General features: G+C 44.7%; 13 protein-coding genes and 3 pseudogenes. 6 read left to right on the forward strand and 10 right to left on the reverse strand.

The genetic code is table 11. The features are described from left to right. Nucleotides 1-172: 172 nt before the first annotated feature. The gene (locus GCU48_RS10105) at nt 173-928 is read left to right on the forward strand and encodes an AIM24 family protein (protein ID WP_025716485.1); all 756 of its coding nucleotides are present in this window, start codon (nt 173-175) and stop codon (nt 926-928) included. An 11-nt stretch (nt 929-939) separates the two neighbouring features. On the opposite strand, the gene GCU48_RS10110 is transcribed toward GCU48_RS10105, so the two are convergent. The 3 genes and pseudogenes from GCU48_RS10110 to GCU48_RS10120 all read right to left on the reverse strand — a co-directional run. Next, on the reverse strand, nt 940-1,281 hold the full coding sequence (locus tag GCU48_RS10110; RefSeq protein WP_152379920.1) for a zinc ribbon domain-containing protein YjdM: 342 nt from the start codon (nt 1,279-1,281) through the stop codon (nt 940-942). A 252-nt stretch (nt 1,282-1,533) separates the two neighbouring features. Next, entirely contained in the window at nt 1,534-2,400 is an 867-nt protein-coding gene (locus GCU48_RS10115) for an SDR family oxidoreductase (RefSeq protein WP_152379921.1), read from the reverse strand. 123 nt (nt 2,401-2,523) lie between these two features. Further along, nucleotides 2,524-3,035 (reverse strand): annotated as a pseudogene (locus GCU48_RS10120) (hypothetical protein); the annotation flags it as partial. Here GCU48_RS10120 and GCU48_RS10125 point away from each other — a divergent pair. Beyond that, nucleotides 3,033-3,434 (forward strand): annotated as a pseudogene (locus tag GCU48_RS10125) (phosphatidate cytidylyltransferase); the annotation flags it as partial. The pseudogenes GCU48_RS10120 and GCU48_RS10125 overlap by 3 nt on opposite strands. 97 nt (nt 3,435-3,531) lie before the next feature. Here GCU48_RS10125 and GCU48_RS28820 read toward each other — a convergent pair. Next, nucleotides 3,532-4,317, reverse strand: a complete 786-nt coding sequence (locus GCU48_RS28820) for an aminotransferase-like domain-containing protein (protein WP_341874659.1) — start codon at nt 4,315-4,317, stop codon at nt 3,532-3,534. Nucleotides 4,318-4,374: 57 nt separating this feature from the next. Next, nucleotides 4,375-4,911, reverse strand: a complete 537-nt coding sequence (locus GCU48_RS28825; protein WP_307498783.1) for a GntR family transcriptional regulator — start codon at nt 4,909-4,911, stop codon at nt 4,375-4,377. A 110-nt stretch (nt 4,912-5,021) separates the two neighbouring features. Between GCU48_RS28825 and GCU48_RS10135 the strand changes: the two genes are divergently transcribed. After that, on the forward strand, nt 5,022-5,924 hold the full coding sequence (locus GCU48_RS10135) for a DMT family transporter (RefSeq protein ID WP_152379922.1): 903 nt from the start codon (nt 5,022-5,024) through the stop codon (nt 5,922-5,924). Between the two features lie 238 nt (nt 5,925-6,162). Here the strand turns inward: GCU48_RS10135 and GCU48_RS10140 are convergent, their stop codons facing one another. Together GCU48_RS10140 and GCU48_RS29130 are read right to left on the reverse strand one after the other, a co-directional pair. Next, complete coding sequence (locus GCU48_RS10140; protein ID WP_152379923.1) at nt 6,163-7,302, reverse strand: fructose-specific PTS transporter subunit EIIC; 1,140 nt, start codon at nt 7,300-7,302, stop codon at nt 6,163-6,165. Continuing rightward, nucleotides 7,299-7,787 carry a PTS transporter subunit EIIC gene (locus GCU48_RS29130; RefSeq protein ID WP_152379924.1) on the reverse strand — a complete coding sequence of 163 codons (489 nt, stop codon included), beginning with the start codon at nt 7,785-7,787 and terminating at the stop codon, nt 7,299-7,301. The genes GCU48_RS10140 and GCU48_RS29130 overlap by 4 nt, the downstream gene beginning before the upstream one ends. A 269-nt stretch (nt 7,788-8,056) precedes the next feature. On the opposite strand from GCU48_RS29130, the gene GCU48_RS10150 reads away from it, so the two are divergent. After that, nucleotides 8,057-9,175: an RDD family protein gene (locus GCU48_RS10150; protein ID WP_152379925.1), complete on the forward strand. Its 1,119-nt coding sequence runs from the start codon at nt 8,057-8,059 to the stop codon at nt 9,173-9,175. 283 nt (nt 9,176-9,458) lie between these two features. Next, nucleotides 9,459-9,608 (forward strand): annotated as a pseudogene (locus GCU48_RS29135) (sugar diacid utilization regulator); the annotation flags it as partial. Nucleotides 9,609-9,759: 151 nt separating this feature from the next. On the opposite strand, the gene GCU48_RS10160 reads toward GCU48_RS29135, so the two are convergent. The 3 genes from GCU48_RS10160 to GCU48_RS10170 all read right to left on the reverse strand — a co-directional run bounded on the left by GCU48_RS10160 (nt 9,760) and on the right by GCU48_RS10170 (nt 11,972). After that, the gene (locus tag GCU48_RS10160; protein ID WP_152379926.1) at nt 9,760-10,044 is read right to left on the reverse strand and encodes an alpha/beta-type small acid-soluble spore protein; all 285 of its coding nucleotides are present in this window, start codon (nt 10,042-10,044) and stop codon (nt 9,760-9,762) included. A 288-nt stretch (nt 10,045-10,332) separates the two neighbouring features. Continuing rightward, nucleotides 10,333-11,355, reverse strand: coding sequence for an NADH:flavin oxidoreductase/NADH oxidase (locus GCU48_RS10165; protein ID WP_152379927.1), 1,023 nt, complete (start codon nt 11,353-11,355; stop codon nt 10,333-10,335). Nucleotides 11,356-11,543: 188 nt separating this feature from the next. After that, complete coding sequence (locus GCU48_RS10170; RefSeq protein WP_152379928.1) at nt 11,544-11,972, reverse strand: MarR family winged helix-turn-helix transcriptional regulator; 429 nt, start codon at nt 11,970-11,972, stop codon at nt 11,544-11,546. 565 nt (nt 11,973-12,537) lie between these two features. Between GCU48_RS10170 and GCU48_RS10175 the strand changes: the two genes are divergently transcribed. Next, on the forward strand, nt 12,538-13,722 hold the full coding sequence (locus GCU48_RS10175) for a MerR family transcriptional regulator (RefSeq protein WP_152379929.1): 1,185 nt from the start codon (nt 12,538-12,540) through the stop codon (nt 13,720-13,722).

The raw sequence follows: 13,722 nt of genomic DNA on the forward strand, positions 1-13,722 counted from the left end.
GATATCTTTATATTGAATTTTTTTCGTTTCTTTTTCAAGCTTTCCTTTTCCGGGTCTGGATTCAGTCAGGAGAGCGTCCATATTCGCCGCAGGAAAAGAATTCTCTTTGTCGAATATTTTAAGAGGATTCCCATCTCTACAACATGAATACAACAAGGAGGCGCATACATTTATGGCTTTTGTCATTAATAACCTAAAGGATAACAGCAATGTTGTCATCACTGACCAACTAGGTGGATTTACGGTACTGGAATACATAACAGATTTGAGCTGCACCTCGGTTGCAGCTGCGAAAGACAGTTACTATATGAGTAAAAGTAACATGCGCCGCAAACAGCTTATGATCGAAATCAACAATAGCGAAGTTATGATGAAGGCGGGAGCCATGCAATATACTGTGGGGAGCATGGAAATGACTACTGGCATAAAAAGCGTAGGAGGCTTAATGCGTAACTTGGTATCCGGTGCTGTGACGGGGACAGGTGCCATTAAACCCCACTACAAAGGCACAGGAACCATTATGCTGGAGCCTACTTATCAATATATCTGGCTTATAGATGTCGATAATGATGACATTGCCATCGAAGACGGCTTGTTTTTAGCTTGTGATACTACGCTGAACATATCCGTCGTTGCGCGTAGTAATCTTTCCTCTGCTGCATTAGGTGGAGAGGGATTATTTAACCTAAGCGCCCGGGGGAAAGGAGTTCTGGCACTGCAAGCGCCGATCCCTTCCGAAGAAGCAGTCATCATAGAATTGCAAAATGATACCCTGAAGGTGGATGGCAATTTTGCTCTCATGTGGTCCAATACCTTACAGTTCACCGTCGAAAAATCTGGAAAAACCAAATTGGGCTCCGCCGCTTCCGGCGAAGGGCTGGTTAATGTATACAGAGGAACAGGGACCGTATGGCTGGCCCCCCTATAACCTCTTACATTCTAATTCTTTTTTACGAATTCTGATTTTAACTTCATCGCTCCAAAACCATCAATTTTGCAATCAATATCGTGATCACCATCCACCAGACGGATGTTCTTTACTTTGGTGCCGATTTTCAGCACGGATGAGCTGCCCTTAACCTTCAGGTCTTTAATGACAGTTACAGAGTCACCATCCTGCAGGACGTTACCATTCGCATCTCTGACGACTTTCACATCTTCGTTGCTTACGGTGTCTGACTCGGAAGACCACTCATGAGCGCATTCCGGGCAAATAAAAAGACTGCGATCCTCGTAAGTGTATTCTGAATTACATTCCGGGCAATTTGGCAAATTAGACATAATATTATGTACTCCATTCATTTTTATTTCTATTACTGTGTTAGCTTTCTTATATAAACCCAAGCCTTCCTTGGAGTTCCATACAAGTATATTGGATAATCTGCTGCGATTCCACTCATGGAGGCAACTAGGTCTCTGAAAATTCCTGGGGAGTGAACATGTAACTAAAACGGATGCTGACCTTTTAAGGCAGCATCCGTTTTTTATCATAAGCAGTATCCTATGTTGAAATTGTACTCTACGGCACGTATATTATGCCTTTGCTTGCTTTATCAGCTCGCTAAGCCCTTGGCTAAGCGGCGTAAGGGGGCGTTGTAACAGCTTCTCGAAATCGTTGCTTACAACATCCAGGGCTCCTTCGCGAATCGCTTGTTGAATCCCGACCACAATCGGGATGGCACCTTCTGGCACTCCCGCACCGAGCATAATTTCGGCATACGCAGCATCGTCCACCTGCTGTACAGGAACGTCCTTGCCCAGAACATCAGCAAGTATCGCCGCGAGCTCTTCCTGGGTAATCGGCTTGCCGGAAAGCTCGTATATTGTATTCTCATGTCCTACGCCAGACAAAACGGTGGCAGCCGCTTGTGCATAGTCGGCACGGGTGGCCCACCCTACTTTACCGGACCCTGCCGAGGTTAGCCAAGGAGCCCCCGCGAGTACAGATTGGATCGTGCCTGTTTCATTCTCAAGATACCAATTATTACGCAAGAAGGAATAAGCAATACCGGACTCCCGAATAAACTCTTCCGTTATACGATGTACGGGTGCTAGGAACAGAGTGCTGTCAGCGGCATTGGCTGCGCTGGTATAAGCGATGAAGCCTACTCCCGCACGTACAGCAGCATCAACAGCAGCCTTATGCTGGCGGATTCTGGTATCATTATCCCCGTCTGCAGATATCATCAGCAGTCGTTCTACTCCAGCAAACGCTTGATCCAGCGTTTCTGGTTTATCAAAATCTCCATGCCGAACGTCAACGCCACGAGCATGCAAGCTCTCTGCTTTTTCCGGATTTCTTACGCTAACAATAAGGTCTTTTGCCGGGACAGATGCAAGCAACGTATCTACCACGATGGAACCCAGTTGCCCTGTTGCTCCTGTTAATGCGATTTTCATATGAAATCCTCCATTCAGATTTTATTTACTTTCTTACATTTGCTTTTCTACATGTACTTTTATATAGTAACTAAAAATATGATGGAAGTCTAATTTAAAGCCTAAATGTGCTTGAGCGACGTGCTATTCTCGGGATTGAGGTTCATACTCGCTCAATTTACCTTCGTAGATCAAATGGAATCGGTCACTTTGTCGTCTGGGGTAATGAGTGCGGGTAGCTTATTCCATATCTTTATGCCGGATCGCTGTAGGATTTCCGCTACGAATTGCGAACAAAAGTAGGAATTGCTGAACTCAACAGGCTCTTTTAAGGCAACGCCGATCAAGCCCAGAAGGTTATACAAATATTTTTGACGACTTCTGATAAAGACATGTAAAACCCGCTTCATTTTTTCGATTTCACGGTCGGTTACTTGAAGCTCGTAGATGACACATGTTGTATTCGGAAATCTGCTGTATGTACCTGTCTTAATATCTTCTTTCACGAAACCACCATCCAGAGGATTATTGGGAGTCTTTCTCCCGAAGCTGTATAATTCCGAAAGCTCCCGGTTAAAGGAGATGGAGGCGTGATTGTAGGGCGCTCTGGTATAGCTTTTAATGACTCTCGTAAGAAACGTTCCTGTATTCGTAAGGTTGTACTTTTTCTAGTGGTACTGACGCAGCTCAATGATGTCGCACACTACCTGGCATCACTCTATTTCGGAAAGCGGAAAATCGCCCCGACCTCCAACCCCAATTTAACTTGGGAAGGCTTTGCATTCGCTTTTCCCGTAACCATAGGGGCTTCCTATCTGATCTATCCGTACTTGACGCTGTTTGACCTGAAATTTGGACTCATTTTCGGGATACTCATCAGCTTGAGCGGTTTCTTCGGCAGCTTAACGGTTTCCGTGCTGAAGCGGGATTTACTAATCGGTGATGACGAAAAGTTCGATGCTTTGAAAAAAAGCTACTTAAGCCGGGTAGATAGCTTGACCTACACCTCGCCCGTCTTTTTTCACGTGATTCGTTATTTTTTTGACTTTATGTAGCAGTTCTCATCATTTTCCCTTTAGTTAACTGAGGTAGTACTACTGTACTTGAAGGAGCCTTTGTCCATTAGAAAAACTAACTGCTTTTCATATCCGTTCATATATGCCGTTGCAGGGCATTCCTGATTCGGCTGATCCCTTCACGAATTTCGCTTTCATTTAGATGCCCATAGCCCATTAGCAGTCGGTTCCCTTCCAGCTGTACTGCAAAAACATTTTCGCTACAGAAACATTCAGGCAGATTCTCTGGGAGCGGAAATTGGAACTCTGCTACCAAATGTAAACCAGCCGGCCGACCACATACCCGGAATTGCCCGGTAAAATGCTGCTCCAGACTATCAAGCAGGACTTGACGCCGCTTGGCGTACACTTTCTTCATTTTATGTATATGTTGATGAAGGAGTCGCTTCCCGATATACCGACTCAGCACTATTTGCTCCAGGCTCGCCGTCTGGTAATCTGCCAGTTGCTTTAATCGGATAAAATCAGCAACATGTGACGGAGGAAGGACGATGTAGCCGATCCGCAGGGCCGGAAATAAAGTTTTGCTAAACGTACCGACGTATAGCACCCGTTCCGGGTCCAGACTCTGCAAAGAGTGGACGGGTGCTCCATCATACCGGAACTCACTGTCATAATCATCCTCGAGTAGCAGGCAACCTGTCCGGGCGGCATACTGGATGAGCTCGATCCGCCTTTGGATCGGCAGGATGCCCCCCAGCGGGAACTGGTGCGAGGGCGTCAGATATGCCAGCTTAGGGTTATTTTTTTGCGGCAGATACGCTGTTATAACGCCAGAATCATCCACAGGCATGCTCCGCAGTGCTGCTCCTGTAGCCGACAGAATGCTTTTTAAGTCTTCATTGGTCGGTTCCTCTACCAAGACTTCATCCCCCGCTGACAGCAGCAGACGGGTGACAAGCTGAATGGCTTGTACTGCTCAACTAGTAACCACAATATGCTCCGGCCTGGCTTTTACTCCTCTGGTGTGAGCCAGATAGTTAGCCAGCTCCCTTCGCAGCTCGGGTTCTCCAGCAGAGTCGCCATAACCCAGTGCGAGATCGGGAGCTTCTTTGCATACGCTTTGAAGCAAGTCAGCCCATGATTTGCGCGGGAACAATTCTAACGCAGGAAGCCCCGTCCGGAAGGAGATCACTGGCACTTCATCTGGATACTGAATACTCGATGCAGACGAAGACACGGCGATAGGCGGTGTGGATACATAGCCTGGAAGAGCGGCTCCTTCGGCTACATAGGTGCCTGAACCCGGGTATGCAGAGGCTAAACCTTCTGCCAGCAGCATTTCATATGCTTCGAGAATAACATTCCGGGATACGTTTAATTGTGAAGCCAGCAACCGGGTTGAAGGGAGTTTATATCCTGCATGCAGTTCTCCAACTAAAATACGGTCCCGGATGGCCTGATACACCTGACGGAGCATCGGAACTGACGCACTTTTATCTATAGATAGCCACATACGCTGTCCTCCTCAAGCGGTACTGTTAAAAATCCCTTCAACTGGATCTACAAGGACCCCATTTCTATTGTTACAGTATATATCAATATCTGTACAAGAGGTGAACTGGAATGAACAAAGCAACCATTTTGACTTACATGGAATTAGTGATCGCAACCGTCATTGTCGGCAGTTCTGTGGTGGTCGGTAAACTGGTTGTAATGCGGCTGCCTGTTTTTTTATCGCAATCAGCCAGTCTGGCCGTTGCCCTTCTGTTCCTGGTACCTATTGTGTTAGTCAGGCACAAAAATTCTCTAAGGATCAGCAAGCGGGATGCCTTAATCCTGTTCATTCAGGCCCTGATCGGCATGTTTCTCTTCCGTGTGCTGATGCTATACGGGCTGGCCTATGCCTCTGCTTCCGAAAGCGGAATTCTGACAAGCTTGACCCCAGCTATCATTGCACTTCTTTCGTATGTGCTGCTGAGAGAGAAGATTACGCTGCGCCCCGGACTCGGGATCGCCTGTTCACTGCTCGACGTTTTGGCGCTGCAATTACCCCACATATCGGCGCTCTGGTTGAATACTCCCCATGCAACCTCATTTATTGGCATGCTGCTTGTTTTGTCTGCCGTGTTCGGGGAAGCGGCGCTGACGGTATTACGCAAGATGCTATCCAGCCATGTCTCTTCCCTGCTTGGAACGATGTATATAACGCTCTTTTCCTTTCTCATGTTTCTGGCTTGTTCCTTTGGGGAGGCACGGCGGTTCAACTTCAATCATGTTGGTGCAGGGGAGATTGGACTCGTCTTATATTACGGTATCTTTGTTACAGCATTAGCCTACATATTATGGTTCCGGGGCGTGTCAAGGGTAGCCGCCAGTACGGCAGCGGTATATACGGGGTGTATTCCGGTTAGTACGTTGCTGTTGTCCTACATCATCCTCCGGGAACCTTTTTTATTTACTCATCTGGCAGGTGCAGGGTTTGTCTTTCTTGGCATCATGCTCATTTCGCGCGGTGAACGCCGCTGACTCACGCTAGAGGACTTTCGCCAGGATTGCTATATATCCTTTTATAATGACTCTCTTGAACGTTTTATCCAAAAAGCAGGTCCTGTAAAAGACACCCTTGAACAATACGAAATGTATATGCCACTTCCTCCAATAAAATAGTAATGTGCATCTATACTCCCCCATCTGGACAAAAAAGAGGCTCCCAACTGTAGCTTAGGGAGCCTCTCTTCTTTGATTCAAGTTCTTAGTGCATCCATTAATGCACCTGATCCAGCAATTGATATGCTTCTTCCTTGGTTGTAACCGCCAGAAGGGCTTCTCTGAAATGATCGTCCATCAGCTTACGGGACAACATTTGTAGCACCTTCAGATGCGCGTTTTCCTTACTATTGCGTGGCACAGCAATCATGAAGATCAGCTTCGCCTCACTTCCGTCCAAGATTTTCCAGTCAACGCCGCTCCGCTTGATACCGAAAACCACACTTGGCTTCAGAACAGCTTCCGATTTGCCATGTGGGATGGCAATGTTCATTCCGATCCCTGTGGAGCTTTCTTTCTCTCGGTCCAATATGGCCTGTTTAAAGTCATTGGCAGAGCTTACAGCTCCGGTTTTCTCAAGCGCCCCGATCATTTCATCAACCACAGCATCCTGCGTTATTCCTTCCAGATTGAGGTTAATCAGATCCATCGTTACAATATCCGTCAACTTCTCAATGTGGACAGCTTGTTCAGAATCAGCTAACCCGTTATTGGTAATGGCTGTTGAAGCCAATAGCTCTGCAGCAGAATTTCCAGTAATTTCATCTCCAGAAGCAGTCGGCTCTACAGTTGTAATATCTTTTTTCAGTAAACTCACCATGACAACCGATACGGCCGCGCCGACAATAACGGCGACGAAAAACATAACCACATTGTCAACCGCACCAAGCACGGCTACAATCGGACCGCCATGAGCTACCTTATCTCCCACATTTCCCATCATGGCGATGACTGAACCGACCATTGATCCAACCATAATGCTAGGAATTACACGCAGTGGATCTTGGGCCGCGAACGGAATCGCACCTTCGGTAATACCGAAGAGACCCATCGTGAAGGTTGCTTTCCCGGCCTCGCGTTCAGCCGGTGCAAATTTACGTTTGTTGATCATCGCTGCAAGTCCCATCGAAATCGGCGGGATACAAATTGCAACGGCGATTGGACCCATAATTCCGTAATTCCCTTCCCCGATCATAGCCGAGCCAAATAAGAATGCGACTTTATTGACTGGTCCGCCCATATCAAAGGAGATCATTGCCCCTAAAATCAGCGCCAGCAGAATCGAACTTGTACCTTGCATACCTGCGAGCCAGCCTGTTAAAGCCTCAAACAATTGTGCGACTGGAGAACCGATCACAAAACAAAGATTAATCCTACAATCAAGGATGACAATACCGGAATAATAATAATAGGCATAATCGGCTGTAACGCTCGGCCAACCTTAATCTTCCGAATCCCAAGTGCAACATAACCTGCCAGGAAACCGGCGATAATTCCGCCGATAAATCCGGCTCCCGCCTCACTTCCATAAAAGCTGCCGTTCGCAGCAATAAATCCGCCAATCATACCTGGTGCAAGCCCCGGTCTATCCGCAATGCTCATCGCGATAAATCCGGCGAGAATCGGTACCATAAAGGTAAACGAAGCCGAGCCGATATTCTGAATCACCTTCCAAAATGAGCCGTCCGGTGAATGTTTTGCTATATATTCTTCAATTACCTTCAGATCGTTGCGAATCGTCTTTTCAGAGCAGTCCGTTTGATCGGCCAGATCCTGCACTAGCCACAATCGGTTTGATTCTGTCAATAATTTGCGAAAAATCTCTGTTTGCCTTTTGTTCATTCCATTCTCCCATCTTCCAAAATAAAGGATGTTCAGGGCACCTCAGTCTATATTTATCGGTTTTAGTTGACTTTAAGTATACTCCAAGTAGCACATTTTAAGCATGGTGGCCGCCAAATTCAAATGATGGAAAGAGGAATCACTCATGAACAGTTATTTATAAACTTTTTCTTTGTTTATAGAATGTTTTCCTAAACATGGATTGTAAAATGACCGTTAATATAAGGGGCGTGTTTTACATGATTGAATATTAAAAAGAGGTGTATTTTTTGGAGAACCAGCACATGTACCAGAATCCGCAGGAAGCATCAAGACAGATGTACATTCGCCATGGTCAAAATTATGGGGAAACAAACAGGATGGCAGAAATATCAAAAACCTACGGTTCGTCTATTTTGTTTAGGCGGTGGGGAGCAACGGTATTTGATTTCATATTCTTTGTGATCGGTTATATATGCTTGTTTATCTCTGTCATTCAAATAACGGATAGATGGTTTTTGCCTTTGGCGATTGCAACCCGTTGTATCCTGCTTATAGCGTTTTTCTGCTATTATTTGCTTTTGGAAGGTTATACAGGCTATACGCTGGGGAAGTTCGTTTTTCGTATCAAGGTCGTTAACGGGGAAGAAAGGCCTCCTGGTTTTATTAAATCGCTAATTCGCACTTTGCTTAGATTGATTGAAACCAACCCTTTTCTAATGGGCTCGTTACCTGCTGTTATCAGCGTGTTAGTAACTGCATCAGGACAACGAATTGGTGATTTAGCCGCAGGTACATATGTTGTGAAGGTACGTGATTTAGAGCCGATTAGCAAAAAGAAAATGAAATGTTCGCTGTTAATATTTTTTATCGCAATGGTGATCTTGGGAGGCTCGGGTGTTAATGCTATTTATATATGGTTACATCATTATCAACCTCCCGAAGCTCCAGTGAGCAGGGCAGAGCAGACCTACGTAAGTAAAGATGGGCAGTTTCAAATCTCAGCCCCGCTGGACTGGTCAACAGACCCGGACAGTGAAAAAATGACGGATATTGCGATATTCAATCCATACATTCAAAAGTCCGTTGCGGTACTGTCCAATTCGAAAAAGGAATTGGGTAATGTAACTCTCCAATACTACACAAAGAAAATTCAAAACAACCTGACCAAAAGTTTTAACCTCTCTACTGTAGGACCTTCATCTGACACAACGATTAATGGATATCCTGCCATTGAGTTTACGATTAAGGGACAAAAAGATGTGGACCATTATGTCATCCATGCAGCCATTATTGAGACCGAAAAGGGTTATCACCAGGTGCTCGGATATACGCCCGCATCTAAATATAGTCGTTTAAAGAAAGAGCTGCACGACATTACCTACAGCTTTCGCGAGGTCCGTCATTAGAGCAGCTTGGCTGGCAATAAACACGATAGACTCAAAAAGCAGGTACTCCTAAGAGTAGCCTGCTTTTTGGTATAGTCTATAATTCCCTAGCTATATAAGCAAACGGTTTCATTCCTATGATAAAATAGGCTGACATGTAGGGAAACAAGCCTTATTATGTTGTTCAGATGCACAATACACTGAAAACTCTTTCACAAGCGTACACCATTATATCCCTATGTATAGGGAGGAATCGCGAACTGCTCCAGATCTCTGAAAAACAAGCCCAAGACCTCGTAGATAATATGTAAAGTATCTCCCTGACGACCCGGCTCATGTAGCCGAGCTGTCCAAAGTATTTATGCAGCATCCTTCCTTTCGAATGGAGGAAGACAGCTATCTTATCCTGATCCAAAATCAGGAGTCCATAGACAAGCTACTGGAGCCACTTGTGAGTAAAAACAACCATCAACGACATGGAACGTCGGCAATGGCTGTTAAGTGATTCGCTTACTTGCCGATCAGATGGGTTATCTTGAGCAATCTTGCGGTACGATGGTGAAAACATTTTACAGTTCCGAATTGAGTGGTAAAATCAGAGTGTTCTATGATTGCTCCCTGTTTGTGAGTTGCTCTTGGGCCAGACGAACCATTTCCCGAACCATGGCACCGCCAATTTTGCCGCCAATATGACCGGCTGATTCCGTATTTAGATCGCCATTGTAGCCTGGCTGGAGGGGGACTCCGAGCTCCTTAGCCACTTCGTATTTCACATCGTCAGGTTGATTCGGATCAACGACATAACCTTCACCCTTCATTACAGTTGCTTTGAAAGCCTGCATTTCGTTTTCAACCCCTGGAACTACATATCTCCTCTTTCTTCTTGTCATCAGGATGCACTCCCTTGATATCATTTCCCATAGCATGTGCGGGGTCAAAGATTTTTATTCCGGTGCCAATCCGGATTGGACGCCGTATTTATACGCCGACTCATATAAACCTATTCTGCCCGCTTTGACCTTTTCAGAACTGCCTGATGCATAATAAAAAAGAGCAGCTTGGCCGCTCTTTTTTATTATGCATCAGTACACTTTTACCAAAACCTACGATCAGGCTCATCGGTGGTTAGGAAAATTTTTTATGCTTAGTAGAAGCTTAACGTTCATTGAAGCTGTCGATTAAAAACCTGTAGTGTATTGTTTTGGAGTTGTCGTTTCTTTTTTTAGTTTAGCTGCAGCTTCCAGAGCCCAGTAAGGATTTCTTAGCATTCCTCTCCCTACAGCTACGAGATCGGCAGCCTCATTTCCAATAACAGCATTGGCCAGTATAGGATCATCCAATCTTCCAACGGCAATGACCGGAATATCAAGCGCCTGTTTGATTTCTTGGGCTAACGGGACTTGATAAGCAGCATGAGTACCAGGTCTTCCCCAAGCAGCAATAGGACCCTCGCCACCTGAAGAGATATCAAAAATATCCACTCCTGCTTGTTGATATTCTCTGGCAAAAGCGATGCTTTCCTTAATTCCGTATCCACCTTCTACATATTCTTTAGCAGATATACGCATAATCAATGGCATGTCTTCCGGTATCTCGGCTTTGGCAGCCTGAATAATTTCCCGGCCAAACTTAGTCAAATCTTTTCCATACTCATCCTCTCTTTTATTCGTGAGAGGAGAGTGAAATTGATGTATCAAGTAGCCATGAGCCCCATGAATTTCAACTGTATCTACTCCTGCTTTTACAGCACGCTGTACTGCACTGCGGAACTTCTCAACCATTTCTTTAACTTCGTTGGTCGAAAGGGCTCTAGGCATTTTGGAATTCTCATCAAACGGAATAGCGGAAGGAGCAACAGGTACTTCTGCATCCTCTGCTTTGCGTCCGGCATGGGCTATTTGAATCCCCACTTTTGCACCATAACTGTGGCAGGCATCAACAATTTTCTTCAAAGCAGGGATCTGCTCATCAGACCACAATCCCAAGTCAAAGTCTGAAATACGTCCATCCGGTTCTACGTCGGTCATTTCAATTATAATCAATCCTGCACCACCGACAGCTCGGCTTACATAATGCAGATAGTGCCAATCGGTAGCTATTCCATCTTTTTTATCAACCGAATACTGACACATGGGAGGCATGATAACACGGTTTTTTAACTCCAGTCCTTTTAACTTGTAAGGGTTAAATAAATCCTTCATCGAAAAAACTCCTTTTTATATATAAATGCATGCGCACGCATTTATATTAGCATAGTTATTTTCCTTATGTCAACTTATAGGCATGTTAGATGATTCTCGTTTATCCTATTACTTAATACAAAATAGCCCAGAAGGGTATCTCTTCTGGGCAGAAATAACATTATACTTGCACGATAAGTAATTGCGTCCTATAGCTTTTTGATTAAGGATTGTAACTCATGCTGGAGATCGTCCTTTAAAAGAGCGGACTGGAAAATTTCATTAAAAGTGACCAGAGCTCTTTGTAATTTGTCCTCACCGAGCTCAGTCAAACGGGTATAAATTCCTCTGCGATCATCTTCACATACATGCCGTTGCAAAGCACCACAGCTTTTAGCCTCCATCCTACCTACCAGCCTTGATATGGCACTTTGGCTCAAGCCGACCATTTCTTGTAATTGCTGCAATCTCAATTCTTTATCGCTTGTTTGAGACAGGAAATATAGAACATAGAACTCCTTTAAGGATAAACTGTACTTCTCCTGCAAAGCACTTTCTAATTCATTATTGATACTTGTCTGTAGGTTGGTAAGAGATAACCAATTATCTAAAGGCTCATTTTTCGTGTTGTTATCCATACAAGTTTCACCTGTTTCTATTCCATAAAATATAATGTCCGGGTAAAAATAAGACATGTAAAGCAATATCTATTTTGTTAAATAAATTGTTAGCAATTTAATTTTAATTTTACCAAGTTAAAATGAATTGGTCAAAAATTTTGGAGTCTAACAGTAGATATATTTAGGGCTTCTATTCGCGATAATTGAAGGATGATATCGAGGCTATGAGAGGGGACAAGAACTATTACTGTTTATCAGTAATTTCCATTACCAATGAAATTTATAAGTAAATATTTAATCTTCTTATGTAGAGAGTATTATAGCGTTAATCCTTCAGCTCGACCAGTACAATTTATAAACAAAAAATACTCAGACCACAATACTTGATCTTGTAGTCTGAGTATTTTTCTATTTGTTATATCTGGAGCTTCCATTAGCAAAGCTTATTTCAACAAAGCAACTCAGTGTTGATGGAATAATAGCGCCTTTGTGGCATAATTTTTTGCTTGAAGGTGACGTTACGTCACCTGCTATACTTACTGAGAACCACATGTTAGAGCATTCGATTGGATGTGAGTAAAGGATGCACAAAGAGAACGATCTGACGACAGGGGAGCTTGCCAAGCGTACAGGGATAACGGTCAGGACATTGCGATATTACGATCAGATTGGGCTTCTAATTCCAGAAAAGCATCACACTGGATCTATAAGATCATACAAAATGAAAGACCTGGAAAGATTGCAGCAGATTCAGACGTTGAAGTACTTAGGGCTATCGCTTCAAGAAATAAAGGACATCTTAGATGCAGAGTCGCTATCCATAGGGGAGATCAGACATTCGTTGCAAGCACAGCTCGATGTTCTACAGAGGAAAATCGCTCATACGGAGCACGTCGTCCATGCAATACGAGATGCTATGGAAATGTCGGTCAATGGGTCTGATTGGAACCACTTGGCGGATGTTATTCAAACCGTGCAGAGTGAGCAAAATTGGGGCGAGCAGTATCGGACGGCGAACCGCCTGCAAACGCGGATACATCTTTATGACAAGTTTAGCACGAATCCACAAGGCTGGCATAGTTGGGTTTTTGAACAACTGGAGGTTCATCCGGGAGCCCACATTCTAGAGTTGGGCTGCGGCGACGGAACCTTTTGGATAAGAAACGCAGAACGAATTCCAAGCAGTTGGCGCATCACGCTTACCGATGTGTCAAGCGGGATGGTGGAAGAAGCACGTTGCCGCTTAGGAAGCAACAATTTGCAGTTTAAGTTTTTATCTGTTGACGCGCAACAGATCCCATTTCATGATGAACAATTCGATATGGTTATCGCTAACAACATGCTGTATCACGTGCCGGACATCCCTGGAGCGATCCGCGAGATGCACCGTGTCCTCAAGCGAGGAGGTATAGTGTGCACCTCTACGATGAGCATTCAACACCTACAAGAGGTTGAGCACTTGGCAGTTTCGTTCGACCCCGATCTTCATGTGTTGGATCAAGCTATTAAACGGTTCCATCTAGGTAACGGAGGGGAGTTGCTGTCTTCTTGTTTCTCCGATCTTCGGTTGCTTCGTTATGACGACCGTCTGTTGGTCGACGAAGCGGAACCCCTGATCGAATATATGATTTCGACTCCGATGAACGCAAGAGAGCGACTTGTCGGAGCGGCTATTGATAAGTTTCGAGACCACGTCAATCGACTTCTGCAGCAGAACGGGACCCTCAAAATGACTAAAGAGAACGGGATCTTTCTAGGGAGGAAATGA

The sequence above is a fragment of the Paenibacillus brasilensis genome (assembly GCF_009363115.1).
Lineage (GTDB): Bacteria > Bacillota > Bacilli > Paenibacillales > Paenibacillaceae > Paenibacillus > Paenibacillus brasilensis.

Excerpts from the sequence above, each read along its gene's own strand:
- GCU48_RS10105 (WP_025716485.1), top strand. The coding sequence starts at position 173 with ATGGCTTTTGTCATTAATAACCTAAAGGATAACAGCAATGTTGTCATC.
- GCU48_RS10110 (WP_152379920.1), bottom strand. The coding sequence starts at position 1,281 with ATGTCTAATTTGCCAAATTGCCCGGAATGTAATTCAGAATACACTTAC.
- GCU48_RS10115 (WP_152379921.1), bottom strand. The coding sequence starts at position 2,400 with ATGAAAATCGCATTAACAGGAGCAACAGGGCAACTGGGTTCCATCGTG.
- GCU48_RS28825 (WP_307498783.1), bottom strand. The coding sequence starts at position 4,911 with ATGTGGCTATCTATAGATAAAAGTGCGTCAGTTCCGATGCTCCGTCAG.
- GCU48_RS10135 (WP_152379922.1), top strand. The coding sequence starts at position 5,022 with ATGAACAAAGCAACCATTTTGACTTACATGGAATTAGTGATCGCAACC.
- GCU48_RS29130 (WP_152379924.1), bottom strand. The coding sequence starts at position 7,787 with ATGAACAAAAGGCAAACAGAGATTTTTCGCAAATTATTGACAGAATCA.
- GCU48_RS10160 (WP_152379926.1), bottom strand. The coding sequence starts at position 10,044 with ATGACAAGAAGAAAGAGGAGATATGTAGTTCCAGGGGTTGAAAACGAA.
- GCU48_RS10165 (WP_152379927.1), bottom strand. The coding sequence starts at position 11,355 with ATGAAGGATTTATTTAACCCTTACAAGTTAAAAGGACTGGAGTTAAAA.
- GCU48_RS10170 (WP_152379928.1), bottom strand. The coding sequence starts at position 11,972 with ATGGATAACAACACGAAAAATGAGCCTTTAGATAATTGGTTATCTCTT.
- GCU48_RS10175 (WP_152379929.1), top strand. The coding sequence starts at position 12,538 with ATGCACAAAGAGAACGATCTGACGACAGGGGAGCTTGCCAAGCGTACA.